General features: G+C 71.9%; 19 protein-coding genes and 1 tRNA gene. All 20 read left to right on the top strand.

Annotated elements, in window-relative coordinates; all coding sequences use genetic code 11:
- Positions 1-27 precede the first annotated feature (27 nt).
- Entirely contained in the window at positions 28-1,878 is a 1,851-nt protein-coding gene (locus DFJ68_RS08150; RefSeq protein WP_170165723.1) for an ABC transporter ATP-binding protein, read from the top strand.
- Positions 1,875-3,686: an ABC transporter ATP-binding protein gene (locus DFJ68_RS08145; RefSeq protein ID WP_121032310.1), complete on the top strand. Its 1,812-nt coding sequence runs from the start codon at positions 1,875-1,877 to the stop codon at positions 3,684-3,686. The genes DFJ68_RS08150 and DFJ68_RS08145 overlap by 4 nt, the downstream gene beginning before the upstream one ends.
- A gap of 256 nt (positions 3,687-3,942) precedes the next feature.
- Positions 3,943-4,344 (top strand): phosphoribosyl-AMP cyclohydrolase, encoded by a 402-nt coding sequence (gene hisI, locus DFJ68_RS08140; RefSeq protein ID WP_245963778.1) that lies wholly within the window; start codon positions 3,943-3,945, stop codon positions 4,342-4,344.
- Positions 4,345-4,500: 156 nt separating this feature from the next.
- Positions 4,501-6,045 (top strand): anthranilate synthase component I, encoded by a 1,545-nt coding sequence (locus tag DFJ68_RS08135; RefSeq protein WP_245963777.1) that lies wholly within the window; start codon positions 4,501-4,503, stop codon positions 6,043-6,045.
- Complete coding sequence (locus DFJ68_RS08130; RefSeq protein ID WP_121032308.1) at positions 6,042-6,767, top strand: Trp biosynthesis-associated membrane protein; 726 nt, start codon at positions 6,042-6,044, stop codon at positions 6,765-6,767. The genes DFJ68_RS08135 and DFJ68_RS08130 overlap by 4 nt, the downstream gene beginning before the upstream one ends.
- A 202-nt stretch (positions 6,768-6,969) precedes the next feature.
- Positions 6,970-7,242 (top strand): HGxxPAAW family protein, encoded by a 273-nt coding sequence (locus tag DFJ68_RS08125; protein WP_121032307.1) that lies wholly within the window; start codon positions 6,970-6,972, stop codon positions 7,240-7,242.
- Positions 7,243-7,247: 5 nt separating this feature from the next.
- Positions 7,248-8,153, top strand: a complete 906-nt coding sequence (gene trpC, locus DFJ68_RS08120; RefSeq protein ID WP_121032306.1) for an indole-3-glycerol phosphate synthase TrpC — start codon at positions 7,248-7,250, stop codon at positions 8,151-8,153.
- Positions 8,150-9,436 carry a tryptophan synthase subunit beta gene (gene trpB, locus DFJ68_RS08115; protein WP_121032305.1) on the top strand — a complete coding sequence of 429 codons (1,287 nt, stop codon included), beginning with the start codon at positions 8,150-8,152 and terminating at the stop codon, positions 9,434-9,436. The genes trpC and trpB overlap by 4 nt, the downstream gene beginning before the upstream one ends.
- Entirely contained in the window at positions 9,433-10,230 is a 798-nt protein-coding gene (gene trpA / locus DFJ68_RS08110; RefSeq protein WP_121032304.1) for a tryptophan synthase subunit alpha, read from the top strand. The genes trpB and trpA overlap by 4 nt, the downstream gene beginning before the upstream one ends.
- Before the next feature lie 32 nt (positions 10,231-10,262).
- Positions 10,263-11,342 carry a prolipoprotein diacylglyceryl transferase gene (gene lgt, locus DFJ68_RS08105; protein ID WP_121035207.1) on the top strand — a complete coding sequence of 360 codons (1,080 nt, stop codon included), beginning with the start codon at positions 10,263-10,265 and terminating at the stop codon, positions 11,340-11,342.
- Between the two features lie 142 nt (positions 11,343-11,484).
- Entirely contained in the window at positions 11,485-16,050 is a 4,566-nt protein-coding gene (gltB, locus tag DFJ68_RS08100; RefSeq protein WP_121035206.1) for a glutamate synthase large subunit, read from the top strand.
- A complete protein-coding gene (locus DFJ68_RS08095; protein WP_121032303.1) occupies positions 16,043-17,500 on the top strand; it encodes a glutamate synthase subunit beta in 1,458 nt (485 codons plus the stop codon). Before gltB ends, DFJ68_RS08095 begins: the two co-directional genes overlap by 8 nt.
- Before the next feature lie 156 nt (positions 17,501-17,656).
- Positions 17,657-19,114, top strand: coding sequence for a pyruvate kinase (gene pyk / locus DFJ68_RS08090; protein WP_121032302.1), 1,458 nt, complete (start codon positions 17,657-17,659; stop codon positions 19,112-19,114).
- Between the two features lie 40 nt (positions 19,115-19,154).
- Positions 19,155-19,240 (top strand) — tRNA-Leu (locus DFJ68_RS08085).
- A 327-nt stretch (positions 19,241-19,567) separates the two neighbouring features.
- Positions 19,568-20,131, top strand: coding sequence for an ANTAR domain-containing response regulator (locus tag DFJ68_RS08080; RefSeq protein ID WP_121035205.1), 564 nt, complete (start codon positions 19,568-19,570; stop codon positions 20,129-20,131).
- A 268-nt stretch (positions 20,132-20,399) separates the two neighbouring features.
- Positions 20,400-21,554 carry a branched-chain amino acid ABC transporter substrate-binding protein gene (locus DFJ68_RS08075; RefSeq protein WP_245963534.1) on the top strand — a complete coding sequence of 385 codons (1,155 nt, stop codon included), beginning with the start codon at positions 20,400-20,402 and terminating at the stop codon, positions 21,552-21,554.
- Between the two features lie 118 nt (positions 21,555-21,672).
- Entirely contained in the window at positions 21,673-22,662 is a 990-nt protein-coding gene (locus DFJ68_RS08070) for a branched-chain amino acid ABC transporter permease (protein WP_121032301.1), read from the top strand.
- On the top strand, positions 22,659-23,804 hold the full coding sequence (locus DFJ68_RS08065; protein WP_121032300.1) for a branched-chain amino acid ABC transporter permease: 1,146 nt from the start codon (positions 22,659-22,661) through the stop codon (positions 23,802-23,804). The genes DFJ68_RS08070 and DFJ68_RS08065 overlap by 4 nt, the downstream gene beginning before the upstream one ends.
- On the top strand, positions 23,797-24,726 hold the full coding sequence (locus DFJ68_RS08060; RefSeq protein ID WP_121032299.1) for an ABC transporter ATP-binding protein: 930 nt from the start codon (positions 23,797-23,799) through the stop codon (positions 24,724-24,726). The genes DFJ68_RS08065 and DFJ68_RS08060 overlap by 8 nt, the downstream gene beginning before the upstream one ends.
- Complete coding sequence (locus tag DFJ68_RS08055) at positions 24,716-25,435, top strand: ABC transporter ATP-binding protein (protein ID WP_121032298.1); 720 nt, start codon at positions 24,716-24,718, stop codon at positions 25,433-25,435. The genes DFJ68_RS08060 and DFJ68_RS08055 overlap by 11 nt, the downstream gene beginning before the upstream one ends.
- Positions 25,436-25,511 lie beyond the last annotated feature (76 nt).

Genomic DNA, 25,511 nt, shown 5'->3' with positions numbered 1-25,511 from the left:
GGTCGCTGAGGCCCACCGGCCCGCGACATGACGTCAACAGGAGAGCACCACGTGAACCCACCCGCCGGCGCGTCGTTGCGCGAGGGACTGGCCGTCGTCGGCCGGGGCATCAAGGGACAACCGCGGTGGTTCGCGGTCGCCGTCGTCGGCAGCGTCATCTACGGCGTCATGACGAGCCTGACCGCCGCGGCCATCGGCTACGTCGTCCGCGAGGCCGTCACACCCGCCATCGAGTCCCGCAGCGTGACCGCGGGGCAGCTGTGGTTCATCGGCGGGGTGATGGGCGCCGTGGTGCTGACGACGATCGTCGGCGTCATCGGGCGGCGCATCGCCGGTGGTGTGGCGATGTACAACCTCGGTGCGATGTACCGGCAGCGGGTCACCCGCCAGTACCTGCGGCTGCCGCTCGCCTGGCACCACCGCCACCCGTCGGGCCAGCTGCTCTCGAACGCCAACGCCGACGTCGAGGCGACGTGGAACATCTTCGCGCCGCTGCCGATGGCCCTCGGCGTCGTCGTCATGCTCGTCTTCGGCATCGTGCAGATGGTCGTCGTCGACCCGTGGCTGGCCCTCGTCGGCCTGCTCGTCTTCCCGATGCTCTTCGTCGCCAACGTCGCCTTCCAGCGGGCGATGTCGCCCCGGGTGACCCGGGCCCAGCAGCTGCGCGCCGACGTGTCGGAGGTCGCCCACGAGAGCTTCGAGGCGGCCCTCATCGTCAAGTCGCTCGGCCGTGAGGACCACGAGGCAGAGCGGTTCCGCGCGGTGACGCACGAGCTGCGCGACGCGAACATCGAGGTCGGCCGCACCCGCGGGCGCTTCGACCCCGCCATCGAGGCCATCCCCACCATCGGCACGTTGTCCGTGCTGTTCGTCGGCACGCTGCGGGTGCGCAGCGGGCAGCTGTCGGCCGCCGAGGTCGTGCAGATCGCCTACCTCTTCTCCATCCTCGCCTTCCCGGTGCGGGCGCTGGGCTGGGTGCTCGCCGAGCTGCCCCGTGCCGTCGTCGGCTGGAGGCGCGTCAGCGCCGTGCTCGACGCGACCGGCAGCATGGAGTACGGCTCCCGCGAGCTGCCCCGGGGCCACGCCGGCCACCTGCAGGCGGAGGGCCTCGCCTACGCGTACGAGATCGAGACCGAGCAGGGCGACCCCGACCTCAACGCCGCGGTCGTCGACGTCACCCTCGACGTCGCTCCCGGCTCCACCGTGGCGCTCGTCGGGCCGACCGGCTCGGGCAAGTCGACCCTGACCAACCTCGTCATGCGCCTCGTCGACCCCGACACCGGGGCCGTGCTCGTCGACGACGTCGACCTGCGCGAGGTGCGCCGCGGCGGTGTCAGCGACGTGGCCGCCCTCGTCGCACAGCAGACCTTCATGTTCGACGACAGCGTGCGCGGCAACGTCACCCTCGGGCAGGACCACGACGACGAGAAGGTGTGGCGCTCGCTCGAGGTCGCCCAGGCGACCGGCTTCGTTCGCCAGCTCGGACAGGGCCTCGACACCCACGTGGGCGAGCGCGGCGCGAGCCTCTCCGGCGGCCAGCGCCAGCGCATCGCCCTGGCCCGGGCCGTCATCCGCGACCCGCAGCTGCTCGTGCTTGACGACGCGACGTCAGCCGTCGACCCGAGCGTCGAGCAGGCCATCCTCGCCCGGCTGCGCGAGCAGAGCTCGGGCACCACCGTGCTCGTCGTCGCCTACCGCATGGCGACAATCCTGCTCGCCGACGAGGTCGTCTACATGGAGCAGGGCCGGGTCGTCGACCACGGCACCCACGACACGCTCGTCTCGCGCTGCGCCGGCTACGAGCGGCTCGTCACCGCCTACGCCCGTGAGGCCGCCGAGCGCGACGCCATCGCCGCCGACGAGGAGGTCTCCCGATGAGCCTGAGGTCCGCCCCCGTCGTCGAGCACCACGGCATCGACACCGGTCCCGCGCTCACGACGTGGGCCACCCTCAAGCGGGGCGTGCACCTCTCGCCCGAGCTGAAGAAGGGCATCTGGGTCACGGTCGTGCTCGCCGTGCTCTCGACCCTCGGCCGGGTGCTCGTGCCGTTCGTCGTGCAGCGCATCACCGACGACGGCATCCTCGCCGAGGGTGGGCCGGACACCGGCGCCGTCGCGCGCTACATCGGCATCGCCCTCGTCGGCGTCGTCGTCACCGCCCTGTCGGCCTACTTCGTCAACGTGCGCCTCTTCCGCGCCTCCGAGAACGGGCTGTCGACGCTGCGCATCCGGGCGTTCCGTCACATCCACGACCTCGCGATGCTCACCCAGAACAGCGAGCGGCGCGGGTCGCTCGTCTCGCGCGTGACCTCCGACGTCGACACCATCTCGACGTTCGTGCAGTTCGGCGGGCTCATGCTGCTCGTCAACATCGCCCAGATCAGCCTCGCCACCGTGCTCATGGTCATCTACAGCCCGGTGCTCGGGCTCGTCGTCTGGCTGTGCTTCGTGCCGTTGTTCATCATCATCCGCAAGTTCCAGGGCATCGTCGGGCGCGCGTACACGAAGGTGCGCGAGAGGGTCGGCGACATGCTCGGGGCCATCTCCGAGTCGGTCGTCGGGGCCCAGGCCATCCGCGCGTACGGCGTCGAGGACCGCACCTCCGTGCGCATCGACGCGGCCATCGAGGAGCACCGCAAGGCCGCCATCGGCGCCCAGGCCCGCTCGGTCATCGCCTTCACGTCCGGCCAGCTCGTGTCCGGCCTGACCACCGGTGTCGTGCTCGTCGTCGGCACCGTCCTCGCCGCCCGCGGCAGCCTGACGCTCGGCGAGCTGCTCGCCTTCCTCTTCCTCGTCAACCTCTTCACCCAGCCCGTCCAGCAGGCCACCGAGATCCTCAACGAGATGCAGAACGCGGTCGCCGGCTGGCGGCGCGTCATCGGCATCATCGACACCCCGGCCGACGTCGCCGACCCGGGCGACGAGGGAGTCGAGCTGCCCCGCGGGCCGATCACCGTCCAGTTCGACGGCGTCGGGTTCGCCTACCCGGGCGGGGAGCCGGTGCTGCACGACATCGACCTCACCATCGCACCGCGAAGCCGGGTCGCCATCGTCGGCGAGACGGGGTCGGGCAAGTCGACCCTCGCCAAGCTGCTCACCCGGCTCATGGACCCGACCACCGGCCGGGTGCTGCTCGACGGCGCCGAGCTCGACGGCATCCGCTTCTCGTCGCTGCGCCAGCGGGTCGTGCTGGTGCCGCAGGAGGGCTTCCTCTTCGACGGCACCCTGCTCGACAACCTGCGTTTCGGGCGGCCGCAGGCCACCGACGACGACGTGCGCCTCACCCTGACCGAGCTCGGGCTCGACGCCTGGGTGGCGACCCTGCCGTTCGGCCTCGCCACCGACGTCGGCCAGCGCGGCGAGTCGCTGTCGGCGGGGGAGCGCCAGCTCGTCGCCCTCGCCCGCGCCTACCTCGCCGACCCCGACCTGCTCGTGCTCGACGAGGCGACCTCGGCCGTCGACCCCGGCACCGAGGTGCGACTGCAGCGGGCCCTCGACTCGCTGACGCGCGGCCGCACGTCGATCGCCATCGCGCACCGGCTCTCGACGGCGCAGGCCGCCGACGAGGTGATCGTCGTGGATGCCGGGCGCATCGTCGAGCGCGGACCGCACCGCGACCTCGTGCGCCAGGGCGGCGTCTACTCACGGCTGCACGAGTCGTGGGTGGCGCAGCAGGCCAGCGTCTGACGGCATCCGCCTCGATCGCCCGCCACGGCTGGGAAAGGTGCAGGCCCGACCCGGCCACCCGGCATCCGGTCGACCGCCGATCAGCTGGCGGATCAGCCGGCACCCGGTGTCGTGGGGACAGCACCCGATGCCAGTTGATCGGCCAGTTGATCGGCCGGGTGATCGCAACCTGCAGCCGCACGGGCAGAATGTCGCGGTGACCAGCGACCAGCCGACCGACTCCACCGACGCCGCCGACCCGGAGGGGGCCACGTCGGTGGACCGGGTCGAGGCGTCGCCCGAGCCGCTCGGGCTCGACCCGAGCGTCGCCGCCCTGCTCAAGCGCGACGACCACGGGCTCGTCGCGGCGATCGTGCAGCAGCACGACACGGGCGAGGTGCTCATGCTCGGCTGGATGGACGACGAGGCGCTGCACCGCACCCTCACCGAGGGCCGCGTGACGTTCTGGTCGCGCAGCCGCAGCGAGTACTGGCGCAAGGGCGACACGAGCGGCCATGTCCAGTGGGTCAAGGGTGTGCGCCTCGACTGCGACGGCGACGCCCTGCTCGTCACCGTCGACCAGGAGGGCGCGGCGTGCCACACCGGCGACCGCACGTGCTTCGACGCCCGGATGCTGCCCGCCACCGCGGGTGCGCCCGCCCCGGCCGCCGCCGGCTGACCTCTCGACGGGGGCTACGCGCCCTCTCGACGGGGGCTACGTGCCCTCTCGACGGGGGCAGGGTCGGGGGTGGGGGAGAATGGCCGGGTGCCCGAACCGACCACCGTGACCAGCGCCCCGACGGCAGACCCGGGGGCGGCGCCCGCCGCGACCGCCGTGCCCGCCCCGCACGCCGACCTCACGTGGGGCGTCACGTGGCCCAGCCTCGCCGTCTTCACCGAGCTCGCCCTCGAGCGGCGTCGGGTGGTCCCGGTCGTGCGCCGGCTGCTCGCCGACGCCGAGACCCCGGTCGGGGTCTACCGCAAGCTGGCCCGCGACGAGCCGGGCACCTTCCTGCTCGAGTCGGCCGAGCACGGCGGCGTGTGGTCGCGGTACTCCATCGTCGGCGCCCGCAGCGCCGCCACCCTCACCGAGCAGGACGGTCGCGCCCACTGGATCGGCACGCCCCCGGTCGGGCTGCCCACCGACGGCGACCCGACCGCCGCCCTGCGCGACACCGTCGCCACCCTTGCCACCGCGCGCATCCCCGGGCTGCCGCCGCTCACCGGCGGCATGGTCGGCGCCATCACCTACGACGCCGTCCGGCGGTGGGAAAGCGTGCCCGACGACGGCCGCGACGAGCTCGACCTGCCCGAGCTGGCGATGATGCTCGCGAGCGACCTCGCCGTCTTCGACCACAGCGACGGTTCGCTGCTGCTCGTCGCCAACGCCATCAACCACGACGCCACCGACGAGCGCATCGAGCAGGCGTGGGCCGACGCCGTCGCCCGCCTCGACCGCATGACCGCCGAGCTCGCCGCCCCCGCCCCGAGCACGGTCGCGACCATCGAGCCCGTTGCGTCCGACCCGCGCAGCAGCCACACGCAGCAGCAGTTCGAGGACACCGTCGAGCAGGCCAAGGAGGCCATCCGGGCCGGCGAGGCGTTCCAGATCGTCGTCAGCCAGCGCTTCACCGTGCCGTGCCCGGCCGACGCGCTCGACGTCTACCGCGCCCTGCGGGTGAGCAACCCCAGTCCCTACATGTACCTGCTGCGCCTGCCGCACCCCGACGGCAGCGTCTACGACGTCGTCGGCTCGAGCCCGGAGGCCCTCATCAAGGTCACCGGCCGCCAGGCCATCACCCACCCCATTGCCGGGTCGCGGCCGCGCGGCAAGAGCCCCGACCACGACGCCCACCTCGCCGACGAGCTGCTCGCCGACGAGAAGGAGCGCGCCGAGCACCTCATGCTCGTCGACCTCTCGCGCAACGACCTCCAGCGCATCTGCCGCCCGGGGAGCGTCGACACCGTCGACTTCATGTCGGTGCGCCGGTACAGCCACATCATGCACATCGAGTCGACCGTCGTCGGCGACCTGCGCGAGGGTGCCTCGGCCTACGACGCGCTCGTCGCCACCTTCCCCGCCGGCACCCTGAGCGGCGCGCCCAAGCCCCGCGCGATGGCCCTCATCGACGGCTACGAGGGCCTGCGCCGCGGCCTCTACGGCGGCGTCGTCGGCTACCTCGACTTCGCCGGCGACCTCGACCTCGCCATCGCCATCCGCACCGCTCTCGTCAAGGACGGCCTCGCCCACGTGCAGGCCGGTGCCGGCATCGTCGCCGACTCCGTGCCCCACCTCGAGTACGAGGAGACCGTCAACAAGGCGGCCGCCGCCCTGCGCGCCATCGCTGCCGCCGGCGGGCTGCGGCCGGTGCAGGCATGACCGGGCCTGCGCCCGAGGGGGCCGAGCCCACCAGCGAAGGCCGCACCGCCGGGCTGACGACGAGCGGGCCGGATGCCGGTACGCCCGCCGAGGCGTCGCCCGCCCGCCCCCGTCGCGGCCACCTCGACAAGCGGCGGGCCTCCGTCGCCGTGCTCGTGCCCGCCGTCCTCGTGCTCGCCCTGACCACCCGCCCCTGGGCGACGGGGCGGGCCGACGACGTGCTGTCGGCCGGCGCCAAGACCGTCTCGGGTGGCACCGCCGCGCCCGGCGTCGTCGGCCTGGCCGCGGTCGCCGTCGTGGCCCTGCTCGGCCTCATGACCGGCGGCCGCGTCATCCGGGCCGTGTCGGCCGGCGTCATGGTGCTCGCCGCCCTCGGCGCCGCCGCCTTCACCGTCGTCGCCGCGCTGCGCCCGTCGCAGACGGTCGCCGAGGCCGTCGCCCGCGAGCTCGCCCGCACCACGCCCCCCGACGCCGTCGGCCAGACGACGACGTGGGCGTGGCTCGCCCTCGTCAGCGCGGTCGCCCTCGTCGCCGGCGCCGCCCTGACCGCCGTCTCGAGCCGCTCCTGGGCCGGGCTGTCCGGTCGCTACGAGCGCGGCACGACGACCGCCGCCGCGAAGCCCGAGAGCGGCCCGCGCGGCCAGGTGCGCACCGTGTGGGACGAGCTCAGCGAGGGCGGCGACCCCACCCTCGGCGACGACGAGCGACCGAGCCGCGGCTGACGCCGGCCGCACCACCACCGCCCGTCGGCCGCCTATGGACGACCCGCGGACGACCCGCGGGCAGCCCGGGGACGACCCGGGGCCGGCGGGTCACGGCGTGGCCACCCTCACGCCCGGCCGCGCTCACCGGCATCCGCACCACCTGACACAATGGGAATGTCCGCGCCGGCACCGGCGCGACGTGAACGAAGAGAGGTCCCTCATGGCAGATCACGACGAGAACCACGGCCACAGCACCGCCGCGTGGGTGTCGGTGGGGGTCATCCTGCTGGGCACCGCCATCGCCTCGGTCGCCGTCGTCATCCCGAACCTCGTCGTGGGGATCATCGGTGCGGTCGTCATGGTGATCGGTGCCGCCCTCGGCAAGATCCTCTCGATGGCCGGCTACGGCAGCGACGGCCACCACGCGCAGGCCGGTGGTGCCTTCGCCGACGCCCCCGACGAGGTCGGCGCCGACACCCGCGGCAAGAGCTGAGCCCCGTGGGGACGGTTCTCGACGGGATCATCGACGGCGTCCGCGACGACCTCGACCAGCGCCGCGCCACCACCTCGCTCGCCTCGCTGGAGGCCCGGCTGGCCGACGTCGCGCCGGCGCTCGACCCCGTTCCCGGCATGCGGGCCGCGCACGGCGTGGCCGTCATCGCCGAGGTCAAGCGGTCGAGCCCGAGCAAGGGCGCGCTGGCCGACATCCCCGAGCCGGGCGTCCTCGCGCGCGCCTACGCGGCCGGGGGAGCGAGCGCCATCAGCGTGCTCACCGAGCAGCGCCGCTTCGGCGGCAGCCTCGCCGACCTCGACGTCGTGCGGTCGGCCGTGCCGACTCCGCTGCTGCGCAAGGACTTCACCGTCGACGCCTACCAGGTGACCGAGGCCCGCGCCCACGGCGCCGACCTCGTCCTGCTCATCGTGGCGGCCCTCGACGACGCCCTGCTGCGCGACCTGCACGAGCAGGCCCGCAGCCTCGGGATGACGGCGCTCGTCGAGGTGCACGACGCGGCCGAGCTCGACCGCGCGCTCGCCCTGGGCCCCGCCCTCGTCGGGGTCAACGCGCGCAACCTCAAGACCCTCGAGGTCGACCCGCGCACCGTGACCGACCTGCTGCCGCGCATCCCGGCCGGCGTCGTCGCCGTCGCCGAGTCGGGCGTCACCGGCCCCGCCGACGTCGAGACGTACGTGCGGGCCGGTGCGGGGGCCGTCCTCGTCGGCGAGGCCCTCGTGCGCCACGGCGACCCCACGGGTGCGATCCGCGCCTTCGCCGAGGCGGCCGCCGCCGTGCGCGGCGCGTCGGCCACGGCGGACCCGGCGGACCCGGCGGCCACGGCGGGTGCGCCCACCTCTCAGACGACCTCAGCCCAGACGACAGCACAGACGGGAGCTGGTCCCCGATGACCACCACACCCACCGCGAACAGCCCGGCGGCGGCGCTCGAGCAGGCCCTGCAGGGCCGCTTCGGCGCCTTCGGCGGCCGCTACGTCCCCGAGGCGCTCGTCCCGGCCCTCGAGCAGCTCGAGGAGGTCTGGCGCAAGGCCGTCGTCGACCCGGAGTTCGTCGGCGAGCTCGAGCGGCTGCACCGCACGTACACCGGCCGGCCCAGCATCATCACCGAGGTCCCCCGGTTCGCCGAGCACTGCGGCGGCGCCCGCGTCATCCTCAAGCGCGAGGACCTCAACCACACCGGCTCGCACAAGATCAACAACGTGCTCGGCCAGGCGCTGCTGACGAAGCGGATGGGCAAGTCGCGCGTCATCGCCGAGACCGGCGCCGGCCAGCACGGCGTCGCGACCGCCACGGCGGCCGCCCTCATGGGCCTCGAGTGCGTCGTCTACATGGGCCGCAAGGACACCGAGCGCCAGGCCCTCAACGTCGCGCGCATGCGTCTGCTCGGCGCCACCGTCGTGCCCGTCGACACCGGCAGCAAGACGCTCAAGGATGCCGTCAACGAGGCCTTCCGCGACTGGGTGGCCAACGTCTCGACGACCCACTACGTGCTCGGCACCGTGACCGGGCCGCACCCGTTCCCCGAGCTCGTGCGCGACTTCCACCGCGTCATCGGCGTCGAGGCGCGCCAGCAGGTGCTCGACCTCGTCGGCCGGCTGCCCGACGTCGTCTGCGCCTGCGTCGGCGGCGGCTCGAACGCGATGGGGATCTTCCACCGCTTCCTCGACGACCGGCAGGTGCGCCTCGTCGGGCTCGAGGCCGGTGGCTCGGGCGTCGACAGCGGCAAGCACGCCTCCCGGTTCTCGACCGGGGTCCCCGGGGTGCTGCACGGCGCCTTCACCTACGTCATGCAGGACACCGACGGCCAGACCGTCGAGTCGCACAGCGTCTCGGCCGGGCTCGACTACCCCAGCGTCGGACCCGAGCACGCGTTCCTGCTCGAGAGCGGCCGCGCCGAGTACCGGCCCGTCACCGACCACGAGGCGATGGAGGCGTTCGCGCTGCTCTCGCGCACCGAGGGCATCCTGCCGGCCATCGAGAGCGCCCACGCCCTCGCCGGGGCGATGAAGCTCGGCCGCGAGCTCGGGCCCGAGGCCGTCATCCTCGTCAACCTCTCGGGTCGCGGCGACAAGGACGTGCAGACCGCGGCCGAGTGGTTCGGGATGCTCGACACCGACCGGCCGGGCCGGGTGGCCGACGACCCGGGCGCCAAGGGCACGGGGGAGAAGCTGTGAGCGTCGCCGACGTCCTCGACCGGTGCCGTGCGGAGAACCGCGCGGCACTCGTCGGTTACCTGCCCGTCGGCTTCCCGACCGTCGAGGGCTCGATCGAGGCCATGCGCACGATGGTGCAGGCCGGGGTCGACATCGTCGAGATCGGCGTGCCGTACAGCGACCCCGTCATGGACGGGCCCGTCATCCAGGACGCCGCCGTGCGCGCCCTCGAGGGCGGTGTCCACCTCAGCGACGTCTTCACCGCCGTCAAGGCGGTGCAGGAGGCCGGCGCCGAGGCGCTCGTCATGACGTACTGGAACCCGGTGCTGCGCTACGGGGTCGAGCGGTTCGCCGCCGACGTGGAGGCTGCCGGGGGAGCCGGCCTCATCACGCCCGACCTCATCCCCGACGAGGCCGGCGAGTGGATCGCCGCCGCCGACGCCCACGACCTCGACAAGGTCTTCCTCGTCGCCCCCAGCTCGACGCCCGAGCGGCTGGCCAAGGTCACGGCCCAGTGCCGCGGCTTCGTCTACGCCACGGCCGTGATGGGCGTCACCGGCGCCCGCACCAGCGTCGACGCCGCCGCCGAGCAGCTCGTGGCGCGCACCCGCGAGGCCACCGACCTGCCGGTCTGCGTCGGGCTCGGCGTCTCGAGCGGCGACCAGGCCGCCGAGATCGGCCGTTTCGCCGACGGGGTCATCGTCGGGTCGGCGCTCGTGCGCTGCCTCACGGAGGCGAGCAGCCCCGAGGCCGGCATCGAGGCCGTCGGCGCCCTCGCCCGCGAGCTCGCCGACGGCGTGCGGCGCGGACGGTGACCGCCCTGGCGGCGCTGCCGACCCTGCTGACCATGCCGACCCTGCCCACCGGCATCCGCGGGCAGCTCGCCGCCGTGGTGCCGGCCGAGATCCCCTCGCCCTCGGTCGGCGTGTGGCACCTCGGGCCGCTGCCGATCCGCGGGTACGCCCTCTGCATCCTGCTCGGCATCGTCGTCGCCGTCTGGCTCACCCAGCGCCGCCTCGCCGCGCGCGGCCACCGCGCCGGCGTGGCCATCGACATCTCCGCGTGGGCGGTGCCGTTCGGCATCCTCGGCGGTCGTCTCTACCACCTCATCACCACCCCCCAGCCGTACTTCGGCGAGGGCGGCAACCCGTGGCGGGCCTTCGCGATCTACGAGGGCGGCCTCGGCATCTGGGGCGCCATCGCGCTCGGTGCCGTCGGCGCGCTCATCGGCTGTCGCAAGAACGGCGTCACCTTCCGCGACTTCGCCGACGCCGCCGCCCCGGGCATCGCGATCGCCCAGGCCATGGGCCGCTTCGGCAACTGGTTCAACAACGAGATCTACGGCTCGCCGACCGATCTGCCGTGGAAGCTCAAGATCTACGAGTGGGACTCCGGTGCGGGCCGGGCCGTCGTCGACGCCGCGGGCAACCCCGTCGTCAAGGGCTACTTCCAGCCGACCTTCCTCTACGAGGCGCTGTGGTGCCTCGTCCTCGCCGCCGTCCTGCTTTGGCTGGGGCGCCACCGCGACCTGCGGCCGGGCCAGACCTTCGCCGCGTACGTCATGGGCTACCCGGTCGGTCGCATCGTCATCGAGAACCTGCGCACCGACGAGGCCAACCGCATCCTCGGCCAGCGGGTCAACACGTGGGTCTCGCTGCTCGTCTTCGCCCTCGGGGTGTGGCTCTGGTTCCGCTGCGCGCGCCTCGCCCGGCGTGAGGCGGATGCCGGTGGGCCGGCTCCCGCGGCCGACACCCGTGACGGCGTCGACGCCGGACCGGCCGACGGCGGCGACCCGATCCGGACGGCCGAGCCGGACGCCTCGGACGACCCCGCCGACCGTGACGGCGGCGTGGACGAGCCGGCGGACCCATCGGTCGAGCGGTCCCTCGATGCGGCGGTCGAGCGGTCGGAGCGACCCCGTTCCTGAGCGTGGCGTCTCAGATGCCGGAATCCGCCGTATCAACAGGTAGGACGGCGGCCGCCTCCAGTATCGTTCCCCCCACGCCTGTGGCCAGCGCTGCCCACACGCCCTTCGCCATGTCAGGGGACCCTTCAGAAGGACGGTGAACATGTCGCCGCAGACCACCTCCCGCGCACTCTTCAGCGCCGCGCCGCAGCGCTCCGGGCTGTACCGGCCCGAGTTCGAGCACGACGCGTGCGGCGTGGCCCTCATCGCCACGATGCGCGGGACGGCCGGCCACGACATCGTCGACCACGCGCTCACCGCGCTGCGCAACCTCGACCACCGAGGCGCGACCGGGGCCGACCCGCTCGTCGGCGACGGCGCCGGCATCCTCACTCAGATCCCCGACGAGTTCTTCTCGGCCAACGTGCCGTTCGCGCTGCCGGGCGCCGGGGCGTACGCCGCGGGGATCGCCTACCTGCCCGCCGACGACGACGCCCGCGCCGAGGCCAAGGCCCGCATCGAGTCGATCGCCACGAGCGAGAACCTCAAGGTGCTCGGCTGGCGCGCGGTCCCCGTCGAGGCCGGTCTCGTCGGGGCCGTCGCCCGCGCGTGCATGCCCGTCTTCGAGCAGCTCTTCGTCACGAGCGCCATCGGCCGCCAGGTCTCGATCGGCCTCGACCGGCTCGCGTTCTGCCTGCGCAAGCGCGCCGAGCACGAGGTCGACGTCTACTTCGCCTCGCTCAGCTCACGCACCATCGTCTACAAGGGGATGCTGACGACGGGCCAGCTCGAGCCGTTCTTCCCCGACCTGTCCGACCCGCTCTTCACGACCGAGCTCGCCCTCGTGCACTCGCGGTTCTCGACGAACACCTTCCCGTCGTGGCCGCTCGCGCACCCCTACCGGATGATCGCGCACAACGGCGAGATCAACACCGTCAAGGGCAACCGCAACTGGATGCGGGCCCGAGAGAGCCTGCTCACCTCCGACATCATCCCCGGCGACCTCGAGCGCATCTTCCCGATCTGCACGCCCGACGCGAGCGACTCGGCCAGCTTCGACGAGGTGCTCGAGCTGCTGCACCTCGGTGGCCGGTCGCTGCCCCACGCCGTGCTCATGATGATCCCCGAGGCGTGGGAGAACCACGAGACGATGGACCCGGCGCGGCGGGCGTTCTACGAGTTCCACTCCACCTTCATGGAGCCGTGGGACGGGCCCGCCAACGTCTGCTTCACCGACGGCACCCTCGTCGGTGCGGTGCTCGACCGCAACGGCCTGCGCCCCGGGCGCTACTCCGTCACCGACGACGGCCTCGTCGTGCTCGCGTCCGAGTCGGGCGTCATCGACCTCGACCCCTCGACCGTCGTCCAGCGCGGCCGCCTGCAGCCGGGCCGGATGTTCCTCGTCGACACCGAGCACGGGCGCATCGTCAGCGACGACGAGATCAAGGGCCAGCTCGCCGCCGCCAAGCCCTACGGCGACTGGCTGCACGCCGGCCTGATCCGCCTGCACGACCTGCCCGAGCGCGAGCACATCGTGCACACCGCCTCGTCGGTCGCGCGACGCCAGCAGACGTTCGGCTACACGACCGAGGACCTCCGCATCCTGCTCACGCCGATGGCCCGCTCGGCCGGTGAGGCGCTCGGCTCGATGGGCACCGACACCCCGATCGCCGTGCTCAGCTCGCGGCCGCGGCTGCTCTTCGACTACTTCACCCAGCTCTTCGCCCAGGTGACGAACCCGCCGCTCGACGCGCTCCGCGAAGAGCTCGTCACCTCGCTCGGCACCTACATGGGCCCCGAGGGCAACGCCCTGTCGGCCTCGCCGTCGCACGCCCGCCAGCTCGTCCTCGACTTCCCGGTCATCGACAACGACGAGCTGGCCAAGATCGTGCACATCAACGCCGACGGCGACCTGCCGGGCTACGCGACGCACGTCGTGCGCGGCCTCTACGACGTCACCGGCGGGGCGCGGGCGATGCGCGAGCGCATCGACGAGATCTTCGCCGAGGTGAGCACCGCCATCCGGCGCGGCGCCCGCTTCGTCGTGCTGTCCGACCGCGACTCCGGTCGCGACCTCGCGCCGATCCCGTCGCTGCTGCTGACGGCGGCCGTGCACCACCACCTCATCCGCGAGAAGACCCGCACGCAGGTCGGTCTGCTCGTCGAGGCCGGCGACGTCCGCGAGGTGCACCACGTCGCGCTGCTCATCGGCTACGGCGCCGCCGCGGTCAACCCCTACCTCGCCATGGAGACCGTCGAGGACCTCGTCCGCGCCGGTGAGATCGAGGGCGTGACCCCCGAGAAGGCGGTCGCGAACCTCATCAAGGCGCTCGGCAAGGGCGTGCTCAAGGTGATGTCGAAGATGGGCATCTCGACCGTCGCGTCGTACCGCGGCGCCCAGGTCTTCGAGGCCATTGGCCTGAGCCAGGACCTCGTCGACGCGTACTTCACCGGCACCGTGAGCCAGCTCGGCGGCGTCGGTCTCGAGGTCATCGCCCGCGAGACGGCCGAGCGCCACGCCAAGGCCTACCCGCCCGAGGGCGTGCAGCAGCCGCACCGCGTGCTCGACGTCGGCGGCGAGTACCAGTGGCGCCGCGAGGGCGAGCCGCACCTGTTCGACCCCGACACGGTCTTCCGTCTGCAGCACTCCACCCGCCAGCGGCGCTACGACATCTTCAAGCAGTACACCGGCCGCATCGACGACCAGACCTCGCGACTCATGACGCTGCGCGGGCTCATGGCCTTCAAGCCCACCGGCGTCACCGGCCGACTGCCCGTGCCGATCGAGGAGGTCGAGCCGGTCAGCGAGATCGTCAAGCGCTTCAACACCGGCGCGATGAGCTACGGCTCGATCTCGCAGGAGGCCCACGAGACCCTCGCCGTGGCGATGAACCACCTCGGCGGCCGGTCGAACACCGGCGAGGGCGGGGAGGACGTCGACCGCCTGCTCGACCCCGAGCGCCGTTCCGCCGTCAAGCAGGTCGCCTCCGGCCGGTTCGGTGTGACCAGCCTCTACCTCACCCACGCCGACGACATCCAGATCAAGATGGCGCAGGGCGCCAAGCCCGGCGAGGGCGGCCAGCTGCCCGGGCACAAGGTCTACCCGTGGGTGGCCAAGACGCGGCACTCGACGCCGGGCGTCGGTCTCATCTCGCCGCCCCCGCACCACGACATCTACTCGATCGAGGACCTCGCCCAGCTCATCCACGACCTCAAGAACGCCAACCCCGCGGCGCGCATCCACGTCAAGCTCGTCTCCGAGATCGGGGTCGGCACCGTGGCGGCCGGCGTGTCCAAGGCGCACGCCGACGTCGTCCTCATCTCGGGCCACGACGGCGGCACCGGGGCCTCGCCGCTCACCTCCCTCAAGCACGCCGGTGCCCCGTGGGAGCTGGGCCTCGCCGAGGCGCAGCAGACGCTCGTGCTAAACGGGCTGCGCGACCGCATCGTCGTGCAGGTCGACGGGCAGCTGAAGACCGGCCGTGACGTCGTCGTCGCCGCGCTGCTCGGGGCCGAGGAGTTCGGCTTCGCCACGGCGCCGCTCGTCGTCTCCGGCTGCGTCATGATGCGCGTCTGCCACCTCGACACCTGTCCCGTCGGCATCGCGACCCAAAACCCCGAGCTGCGGGCCCGCTTCTCGGGCAAGCCGGAGTTCGTCGAGACGTTCTTCGAGTACATCGCCGAGGAGGTGCGCGAGCACCTCGCCGCCCTGGGCTTCCGCTCCGTCGAGGATGCCGTGGGGCAGGTCGGTAGCCTCGACCTCGAGAAGGCGATCGCGCACTGGAAGGCCTCCGGGCTCGACCTCTCGCCGATCCTCGCCGTCGCCGACAACCCGACCGGTGGCACGCTGCACCAGTCGGCCGGCCAGGACCACGCGCTCGACAAGGCGCTCGACAACGAGCTCGTCAGCCGGGCCCTACCAGCGATCGAGAACGGCGAGCGGGTGCGTACCGAGATCGCCGTGCGCAACGTCAACCGCACGGTCGGCACGATGCTCGGCCACCACGTCACCAAGGCGCACCCGCACGGGCTCGCCGACAACACGGTCGAGCTCGCGATGACCGGCTCCGGGGGCCAGTCGTTCGGCGCCTTCCTCCCGGCCGGCGTCACGATCGACCTCCAGGGCGATGCCAACGACTACGTCGGCAAGGGCCTGTCGGGCGGGCGCGTCGTCGTCCGCCCCGACGAGCGCAGCACCCTCGTGGCCGAGCGCAACGTCATCGCCGGGAACGTCATCGGCTACGGCGCGACGACGGGCCAGCTGTTCCTGCGCGGCCTCGTCGGCGAGCGCTTCTGCGTCCGCAACTCCGGGGCCCAGGCCGTCGTCGAGGGCGTGGGCGACCACGGCTGCGAGTACATGACCGGTGGGGTCGCCGTCGTGCTCGGCCCGACCGGCCGCAACTTCGCCGCCGGCATGTCCGGCGGGGTCGCGTACGTGCTCGACCTGCGGGCCGAGCGCGTCAACACCGAGATGGTCGACCTCTCTGGCCTGCGGCCCGACGACGAGGACGTGCTCCGGGGCCTGCTGGGCGAGCACGCCCGGTGGACCGGCTCACCCGTGGCGCAGGCCCTGCTCGACGACTGGGCCTCGGCCCGCGAACGCTTCACCCTCGTGCTCCCGCGCGACTACCAGCGCGTGCTCGACGTGCGCGCCCGGGCGCAGCAGGAGGGGCTCGACCCCGACGGCACCGAGGTGTGGAACCGGATCATGGAGGCATCCCGTGGCTGACCCGCAAGGCTTTCTCACCGTCCGCGAGCGCGAGCTGCCCAAGCGGCGGCCCGTCCCCGTGCGCATCCGCGACTGGAAGGAGGTGTACGAGGAGCAGGACCTCGGCCAGCTGCAGCGCCAGGCCGGCCGCTGCATGGACTGCGGCATCCCCTTCTGCCACTCCGGGTGCCCGCTCGGCAACCTCATCCCCGAGTGGAACAACCACGCGTGGAAGGGCGACTGGGAGGACGCCATCGAGCGCCTCCACGCCACGAACAACTTCCCCGAGTTCACCGGCCGGCTGTGCCCCGCCCCGTGCGAGGCCGCCTGCGTGCTCGGCATCAACCAGCCGGCCGTGACGATCAAGCAGATCGAGGTCACGACGATCGACCGCGCCTTCGACGACGGGCTCGTGCGCCCGCTGCCGCCGGAGCGCCTGTCGGGCAAGACGGTCGCCGTCGTCGGGTCGGGCCCGGCGGGGCTCGCCGCCGCCCAGCAGCTGACCCGGGCCGGTCACACGGTCGCGGTCTTCGAGCGCGCGGACAAGCCCGGCGGTCTGCTGCGCTACGGCATCCCCGAGTTCAAGATGGAGAAGGCGGTGCTCGACCGCCGCCTGCGCCAGATGGAGCAGGAGGGCACCCGCTTCCGCAACGGGGTCGCCGTCGGCACCGACCTCACCGGGCAGCAGCTGCGCGACCGCTACGACGCCGTCGTGCTTGCCATCGGCTCGACCGTCCCGCGCGACCTCGCGGCCGAGGGTCGCCAGCTCGCCGGCATCCACCAGGCGATGGACTTCCTCCCGCAGGGCAACCGGGCCGCGCTCGGCGAGACCGTCGAGGGCCAGATCCTCGCCACCGACAAGGACGTCGTCGTCATCGGCGGCGGCGACACCGGCGCCGACTGCATCGGCACGTCGCACCGCCAGGGTGCGCGCTCGGTGACGAGCCTCGAGATCATGCCGCAGCCCGGGGGTGACCGTCCGGAGAGCCAGCCGTGGCCCACCTACCCGATGGTCTACCGCGTCGCCAGCGCCCACGAGGAGGGTGGCGACCGCATGTACGCGGTGAGCACCACCGAGTTCGTCGGCGACGACGACGGCCACGTCGCCGGGCTGCGCCTCACCGAGGTCGAGTTCGTCGACGGGCGCCCCACCGGCAAGCCCGGCACCGAGCGCACCATCCCGGCGCAGCTCGTCCTGTTCGCCATGGGCTTCCTCGGCCCGCAGGGGGAGGGTGTCGTCGAGCAGCTGGGCGTCGACCTCGACGAGCGCAGCAACGTCCGACGCGACAAGAACTTCATGAGCAGCGTGCCCGGCGTCTTCGTCGCCGGTGACGCCGGCCGGGGCCAGTCGCTCATCGTGTGGGCCATCGCCGAGGGCCGTGCGGCCGCCGCCGGGGTCGACGCGTGGCTCACCGGGTCGAGCTCGCTGCCGCGCCCGATCGGCCCGACGGACCGTCCGCTCACCGTCTGACCCCGCCCGAGGGGCGCACCAAGGACGTACCACGGGCGTCCCGAGGGCGTCCCGAGGGCGTCGCGAGGGCACCGACGGCCGGATGCCGGGCCCACCGGCATCCGGCATCTGACCCGTGTCGTGAGCGCGGTCACCAGGGCCAATAGGATCGGACCCATGCGTCGAGCCAAGATCGTGTGCACGATCGGACCCAAGACATCATCCCCCGAACAGCTCAAGGCCCTCGTCGACGCGGGCATGGACGTGGCCCGTCTCAACCTCTCGCACGGTGAGCACTCCGTGCACGAGCAGGTCTACGACGGCGTGCGCGCCGCGAGCGACGAGGCCGGCCGCGCCGTCGGCATCCTCGTCGACCTGCAGGGCCCGAAGATCCGCACCGCGCGGTTCAAGTCGGGCCCCGTCACCCTGGCCCCGGGCCAGCGCTTCACCATCACCACCCGCGAGGTCGACGGCGACGAGAACGAGGTCGGCACGACGTACGCGGGCCTGCCGGGCGACGTCAACCCCGGCGACATGCTGCTCATCGACGACGGCAAGGTCATGCTCCGCGCCGTCGACGTCACCGACACCGACGTCATCGCCGAGACGGTCGTCGGGGGCGTGGTGAGCAACAACAAGGGCATCAACCTGCCCGGCGTCGCCGTCAGCGTCCCCGCCCTGTCGGAGAAGGACGTCGACGACCTCCGGTTCGCGATGCGCCTCGGCGCCGACATGATCGCCCTGTCGTTCGTCCGCAGCGCCGACGACATCGTCGACGTGCACGCGATCATGGACGAGTTCGGGTTCCGCATCCCCGTCATCGCCAAGATCGAGAAGCCGCAGGCGGTGGCCAACCTCCCCGAGATCGTCCGCGCCTTCGACGGCATCATGGTCGCCCGTGGCGACCTCGGCGTCGAGATGCCGCTCGAGGAGGTGCCGCTCGTGCAGAAGACGGCGATCGAGCTGGCCCGCAAGGACGCCAAGCCCGTCATCGTCGCGACGCAGGTGCTCGAGTCGATGATCGAGAACGCCCGCCCGACCCGGGCCGAGGCCTCCGACGCCGCCAACGCGGTGCTCGACGGCGCCGACGCCCTCATGCTGTCGGGCGAGACGTCGGTCGGGGCCTACCCGATCCAGGCCGTGCAGACGATGGCGCGCATCATCGCCAGCACCGAGGAGCACGGCTACGACAAGATCGCCCGCCTCAAGACGACCCCGCACACGGTCGGGGGCGCGATCACCAAGGCCGCCGTCGAGATCGGTGAGGTCGTCGACGCGAAGTTCCTCATCACCTTCAGCGAGACGGGCGACAGCGCGCAGCGCATGTCCCGCGTCCGCCCGCATCTGCCGATGCTCGTCTTCACCTCCGACGCGCGCACCCGCTCGCGGCTCGCGCTCGTCTGGGGCATCGAGACCTACCTCGTGCCGCGGATGCACCACACCGACCAGTTCGCGATGCAGGTCGACCTCAAGCTGCTGCCCGAGGGCCGCGTCGTCGAGGGCGACCGCGTCGTCATCGTCGCCGGCTCGCCCCCCGGCATCCCCGGCTCGACCAACGCGCTGCGCGTGCACCGCGCCGGCGACGCCGTCAACCGGGCCGCGCCGGCCTACCGGCCGGAGGAGGTCACCGGCTGAGCCGGTGACCGGCCGGGCCGTATGCTGGCCCGGCACCAGCGCCGGGGTGGTGGAATGGCAGACACGGGGCACTCAAAATGCTCTGGCCGCAAGGCCGTGCGGGTTCGAGTCCCGCCCTCGGCACCAGCCGACGACGTCACGCGCGGGGTCATCCGCCGGCGACGGGCGACGGCGTCCACGGGTGACGAACCCGCGGCTCGCGCGAGACGCCGGTTTCGCTAGGCTTCGACCGTGAGCACCGACGACAGCACCACGGCCGCGCCCGACGAGACCACCGGCAAGCCCAAGGCGCCGGCCCGTCCGAGCCGGGCGGCGAAGACCGCCACCGGCGCCACGGACACCGCCGCGCCGGCCGCACCGGCCGGCGAGCCCACCGAGCCGACCACGCCGACCGCGGCCGAGAGCCCGGATGCCGGGGAGTCCTCGGGTGCGTCCGCGTCGGGTGGCACCCGCATCCTCGTCGCCGAGGACGAGACGCTCATCCGCCTCGACCTCGTCGAGATGCTCGGCGAGCTCGGCTACGACGTCGTCGGCCAGGCGAGCAACGGCGAGCAGGCCGTCGAGCTCGCCCGCGAGCTGAAGCCCGACCTCGTCATCATGGACGTCAAGATGCCGATCATGGACGGGCTCTCGGCCGCCGAGGCGCTGCACGAGACCAAGCTCTGCCCGGTCATCATGCTCACCGCCTTCTCGCAGACCGAGCTCGTCGAGCGCGCCCGTGACGCCGGCGTCATGGCCTACGTCGTCAAGCCGTTCACCGCCGACGACCTGCGCCCCGCCATCGACATCGCCCACTCTCGCTGGCAGGAGATGAAGGCCCTCGAGTCCGAGATCGCCGATCTCGGCGAGCGGCTCGAGACGCGCAAGCTCGTCGACCGGGCCAAGGGGACGCTGATGACCCAGCTCAAGCTGAGCGAGGCCGACGCCTTCCGCTGGATCCAGAAGACGGCCATGGACCGCCGCCTCGGCATGAAGGAGGTCGCGGAGGCCGTCATCAACGGCTTCCCCGCCTCCTGAACCGGGCGTCGCGGCACCCCGTCAGCCGGGGCCGTCGCTGCCGGCCACCCGGCATCCGGCACCGGGACTTCCTGCACCTGCGGTCGACTCCGGCCGTCCGGTCGTGACGGCGGCGCACGGGCGAGCCTGCGGCAGGTGCGCTTCGCGCGTGTAAGGAGTAGGTCACGACACGGTTTCCCGGCGTGTTTTTTGCTGACGTGTGCGAAACCGTGGCCTAGTCTCCGACACAACCCTCGCCCGAGGGACGTGTGACATCAGGAGGACTCTCGTGCGTTCCCACCTCAAGCTCGCCATGCCGCTCGCCGTCGCGGCCCTTGCCCTGGGTGCCTGCGGCACCACGGGTGGCAGCTCCAGCACCCCCGCTGCCGGCGGCAGCGGCGGTGCGTCGTCCGCCGCGGCGTGCGACCTCAAGATCGGCATGTTCGGCGCCCTCACCGGGCCCAACGCCAACCTCGGCATCTACATCCAGAACGGCGTCAACCTCGCCCTCGACGACTACAACGCCAAGCACCCCGACTGCAAGGTCGCGCTGGCGAACTACGACTCGCAGGGTGACCCCACGCAGGCCCCCGCGCTGGCCAAGAACGCCATCGACGACAAGAAGGTCGTCGGCATCGTCGGCCCGGCCTTCTCCGGTGAGTCCAAGGCCGCCGACCCGCTGTTCAACGAGGCGGGCCTCGTCACGATCACCCCGTCGGCCACCAACCCGGCCCTCGCCGACAACGGCTGGAAGACGTTCTTCCGTGCCCTCGGCAACGACTCGACGCAGGGCCCCGCGGCCGCGAAGTACATCAAGGACACCCTCAAGTCGAGCAAGCCGTTCGTCATCGACGACGCCTCCGAGTATGGCAAGGGCCTGGCCGACATCGTGCGCCAGGACCTCGGCTCCGCCGTCGTGGGCAACGACACGATCCAGCAGAAGCAGACCGACTTCGGCGCCACCGTCACCAAGGTGACCTCGTCGGGCGCCGACGCCGTGTTCTTCGGCGGGTACTCGCCCGAGGCCGCACCGATGATCAAGCAGCTGCGCGACGCCGGCTGGAAGGGCACGTTCGTCGTGGCCGACGGCGTCAAGGACCAGAGCTACCTCGACAACGCCGGCGACGCCGCCGAGGGCACCATCATCACCTGCCCCTGCGTGCCGGCCGACGTGGCCCCGGAGTTCCAGGCCGCGTACAAGAAGAAGTTCAACGAGGACCCCAACACCTACTCGGGTGAGGGCTACGACTCCGCGACCATCCTGCTCAACGGGATCGGCGCCGGCAAGACCCGCGAGACGATGGTCGACTGGGTCAAGAGCTACGACGAGAAGGGCGTGACGAAGCAGCTCAAGTTCGACGACAAGGGCGAGTCGGCCGACGTCAAGGTCTTCGCCTACAAGGTCGAGAGCGGCAAGATCGTCTCCGCCGGCGAGATCAAGTAACGAACGACGTCTGACAGGGGCGGTCGGAGCCAGCGCTCCGGCCGCCCCTGTCGGCGGATGAGCCCCGCTCTCCCGCCGCGCCGTTCCTGCCCTCGCACCCGGCCCCAGGAGGTCTTGGATGCAGTTCCTCATCGACAACTTCGCGGCGCTGACCATCACGGGCATCACGCTCGGCGCGGTCTACGCCCTCATCGCCCTCGGCTACACCCTCGTGTACGGCGTGCTGCGCCTCATCAACTTCGCGCACTCCGAGGTCTTCATGTTCGGCACCTTCGCGGCCCTGTGGGTCGTCATGCTCCTCGGGGGCAAGGCGGGCGGCAGCGTCGGGCAGGTGGTCTTCTGGATCGCTATGATGTTCATCGCCGCCATGGCGATGTCGGGCCTCATCGCCGTTGTGCTCGAGCGCGTGGCCTACCGGCCGCTGCGCAAGCGCAACGCGCCTCCGCTCGTCGCCCTCATCTCCGCCATCGGCGCCAGCTTCGTGCTGTCGGAGGCGATGGGCCTGCGCGAGAAGATCGCCGGCTGGGTCGGGCTCGACGACGAGCTGCGCAGCTACGTGCGCAACTCGCGCAACGCGGTCGGTCTGCCCGACATCATGCGCAAGGAGCCGCTCTTCAACATCGGCGGCTACAACGTCACCAACGTCGACATCCTCGTCATCCTCGGCGCCGTCGCCGTCATGATCGTGCTCGACCAGTTCGTCAAGCGCTCTCGCCTCGGGCGCGGCATCCGGGCGGTGGCCCAGGATCCCGAGGCCGCGGCCCTCATGGGCGTCAACCGCGACCGCGTCATCCAGGTCACCTTCCTCGTCGGAGGTGTCATGGCCGGCGCCGCGGCGGTCTTCTACCTGCTGCGCATCGGCATCACCCGCTACGACGTCGGGTTCATCCTCGGCGTCAAGGCGTTCACGGCCGCCGTCCTCGGCGGCATCGGCAACCTGCGGGGCGCCCTGCTCGGTGGCTTCATCCTCGGGCTGGCCGAGAACTACGGGTCGGCCATCGTCGGCACGCAGTGGAAGGACGTCGTCGCTTTCGTGCTGCTCGTCGTCATCCTCCTGTTCCGACCCACCGGCCTGCTCGGTGAGTCCCTCGGAAAGGCGCGCGCATGAGCACCTCGACCGTGGCCGCGAAGCGCGGCCCCCGAGGGGACGCCTTCAAGAACCGCGTCAGCGGGCTGCCCACGCCGGTCAAGGTCGTGCTGTGGGTGCTCTTCGCGGTGTTCCTCTTCGCGCTGCCGCTGCTCAACATCCCGTTCATCACGACGGCCGACTCCGACTTCGGTGGAGTGTTGTTCACCGTCGCGACGTACGTGCTCGTGGCCCTCGGCCTCAACATCGTCGTCGGGTACGCCGGCCTGCTCGACCTCGGCTACGTCGGCTTCTACGCCGTCGGCGCCTACACGGTCGGCGTGCTCAGCTCGGAGCACGCCAACATCCCGTGGCTCTGGACCGTGCCCATCGCCATCGTCGTGGCGATGGTCTCGGGCGTCGTCCTCGGCGCGCCGACCCTGCGGGTCCGCGGCGACTACCTCGCCATCGTCACCCTCGGCTTCGGCGAGATCGTGCGCCTCACGCTGGTCAACTCGCAGTGGCTCGGCGGTCAGCAGGGCATCTCGAACATCCCCCGCCCGCCGGGGGCCGAGCTGTTCGAGGTCCCGAGCCTGAGCTGGGACACCGGCGTGCCCGTCGTCGACCTCGACGCGACGACGACGTTCCTCAAGTTCGGCATCGGCGACTTCATCCCGTACTACTGGCTGGCCCTCGTCGTCATCGCCCTCGTGCTCGTCTTCGACATCCTCGTCAAGAACAGCCGAGTGGGTCGTGCGTGGGAGGCCACCCGGGAGGACGAGGATGCCGCCGAGCTCATGGGCGTGCCCACCTTCCGTTTCAAGCTGCTCGCCTTCTCGCTGGGCGCGGCCATCGGTGGTCTCTCGGGGGCGCTCTTCGCCGGCAAGGCCGGGTTCATCAACCCGCAGAGCTTCGAGCTGCTGCTGTCCATCCTGTTCCTCGCCGCCGTCGTCGTCGGTGGCCAGGGCAACCGGTGGGGCGTCGTGCTCGGCGCCATCGTCGTCAGCTACTTCCCGGAGCGCTTCCGTGAGTTCGCCGACTTCCGTGTGCTCGTGTTCGGCCTCGCCCTCATGCTCCTGGCGATCTTCCGGCCGCAGGGTCTCATCCCGCCACGGCGGAGCAGACGCGTGAAGAAGGCCGACGAGAGACAGGCCGCCCTCGAGGAAGGAGAGGTCCATGCCTGAGCCCACCACCGACGCCACCACGGACGCCACGACCGGGGCACCCGCGAGCCGTCCGGCGACGGCCGGCGGCCCGGCATCCGACGTCACGGCCATCAACCCCGACGTCGACATCGCCCCCGAGCCGATCGGGGAGGGTGTCGCCGACGGCGAGAAGCTGCTCGAGGTCGACGACGTCACCCTGCGCTTCGGCGGTGTCGTCGCCCTCGACGGCGTCAGCTTCGAGATCCGCAAGGGCGAGATCCTCGGGCTCATCGGCCCGAACGGCGCCGGCAAGACGACGTGCTTCAACGTCATGACCGGCGTCTACCAGCCGACCTCTGGGGGCGTGCGCTTCCTCGGCAAGCCGCTGGGGCGCCGCAAGAAGTTCGCCATCACCAAGCTCGGCATCGCCCGCACCTTCCAGAACATCCGCCTGTTCGCGAACATGACGGCCCTGGAGAACGTCATGGTCGGGGTCGACGCGCACCACAGCACCGGGGTCGTCTCGGCGATGTTCCGGCTGCCGAAGCACCGGCGCGAGGAGGAGAGCGGCTACAACCGCGCCATGGAGCTGCTCGCCTTCATGGGACTGGACGCCAAGGCGGAGGAGCTCGCACGCAACCTGCCCTACGGCGACCAGCGGCGCCTCGAGATCGCCCGGGCGCTGGCGACGAACCCGCAGCTGCTCTGCCTCGACGAGCCCGCCGCCGGGTTCAACCCGGCGGAGAAGATCAAGCTGATGGAGCTGATCCGCACCATCCGCGACCAGGGCTACACGGTGCTGCTCATCGAGCACGACATGAAGCTCGTCATGGGCGTCACGGACCGGATCGTCGTGCTCGAGTTCGGTCGCAAGATCGCCGAGGGCAGCCCCGCCGAGATCCGCGACAACCCGACGGTCATCGCCGCCTACCTGGGAGTGGATGAGGACAATGCTTCTTGAGGTCAAGGGCCTGTGCGTCAACTACGGACGCATCGAGGCCATCCGCGACATCAGCTTCACCGTCGACGAGGGGGAGATCGTCACCCTCATCGGCGCCAACGGCGCGGGCAAGACGACGACGATGAAGACGGTCTCGGGCCTGCGGCCGGTGCGGGCCGGGTCGATCATGTTCGACGGCAAGGACATCACCGAGCTGCCGTCGCACGAGCGCCCGGCGCTCGGCATCGCGCAGTCGCCCGAGGGGCGCGGGTGCTTCGTCGGCATGACGGTGATGGAGAACCTCGAGATGGGGACCTACGCCCGCAAGGACCGCAAGAGCAAGGCGGTCAAGCAGGACCTCGACCGCGTCTTCGAGCTCTTCCCACGGCTCAAGGAGCGCAGCAACCAGGCGGCCGGCTCGATGTCGGGCGGCGAGCAGCAGATGCTGGCCATGGGGCGGGCCCTCATGGCCAAGCCGAAGCTGCTGCTGCTCGACGAGCCGTCGATGGGTCTGGCCCCCAAGCTGATCCAGCAGATCTTCGACATCGTCACGGAGATCAACAGCCAGGGGACCACGGTGCTGCTCGTCGAGCAGAACGCGGCGCAGGCGCTCAAGCGCAGCCACCGGGCCTACATCCTCGAGACCGGCGAGATCGTGCGGGAGGGCAGCGGGCGCGACCTCGCCGCCGACCCGGCGGTCAAGGCGGCCTACCTCGGCGGCGACGTCTGACGAGAGCCCGTGTCACCGACCCCGACAATCGGGGCATAGGCTGGTGGAGCCGCCCGACGGAGACGTCCGGGCGGCT

It is taken from the genome of Terracoccus luteus, assembly GCF_003635045.1.
In the GTDB taxonomy this organism is placed as follows: domain Bacteria; phylum Actinomycetota; class Actinomycetes; order Actinomycetales; family Dermatophilaceae; genus Terracoccus; species Terracoccus luteus.
The sequence above is the reverse complement of the archived record's forward strand: the minus strand, read 5'-3'. Positions and strand labels throughout refer to the sequence as shown.

Coding starts and splice junctions, on each gene's coding strand:
- DFJ68_RS08150 (WP_170165723.1), top strand. CDS start 28: ATGACGTCAACAGGAGAGCACCACGTGAACCCACCCGCCGGCGCGTCG.
- DFJ68_RS08145 (WP_121032310.1), top strand. CDS start 1,875: ATGAGCCTGAGGTCCGCCCCCGTCGTCGAGCACCACGGCATCGACACC.
- DFJ68_RS08130 (WP_121032308.1), top strand. CDS start 6,042: ATGACCGGGCCTGCGCCCGAGGGGGCCGAGCCCACCAGCGAAGGCCGC.
- DFJ68_RS08125 (WP_121032307.1), top strand. CDS start 6,970: ATGGCAGATCACGACGAGAACCACGGCCACAGCACCGCCGCGTGGGTG.
- trpB (WP_121032305.1), top strand. CDS start 8,150: ATGACCACCACACCCACCGCGAACAGCCCGGCGGCGGCGCTCGAGCAG.
- lgt (WP_121035207.1), top strand. CDS start 10,263: ATGCCGACCCTGCCCACCGGCATCCGCGGGCAGCTCGCCGCCGTGGTG.
- gltB (WP_121035206.1), top strand. CDS start 11,485: ATGTCGCCGCAGACCACCTCCCGCGCACTCTTCAGCGCCGCGCCGCAG.
- pyk (WP_121032302.1), top strand. CDS start 17,657: ATGCGTCGAGCCAAGATCGTGTGCACGATCGGACCCAAGACATCATCC.
- DFJ68_RS08070 (WP_121032301.1), top strand. CDS start 21,673: ATGCAGTTCCTCATCGACAACTTCGCGGCGCTGACCATCACGGGCATC.
- DFJ68_RS08065 (WP_121032300.1), top strand. CDS start 22,659: ATGAGCACCTCGACCGTGGCCGCGAAGCGCGGCCCCCGAGGGGACGCC.
- DFJ68_RS08060 (WP_121032299.1), top strand. CDS start 23,797: ATGCCTGAGCCCACCACCGACGCCACCACGGACGCCACGACCGGGGCA.
- DFJ68_RS08055 (WP_121032298.1), top strand. CDS start 24,716: ATGCTTCTTGAGGTCAAGGGCCTGTGCGTCAACTACGGACGCATCGAG.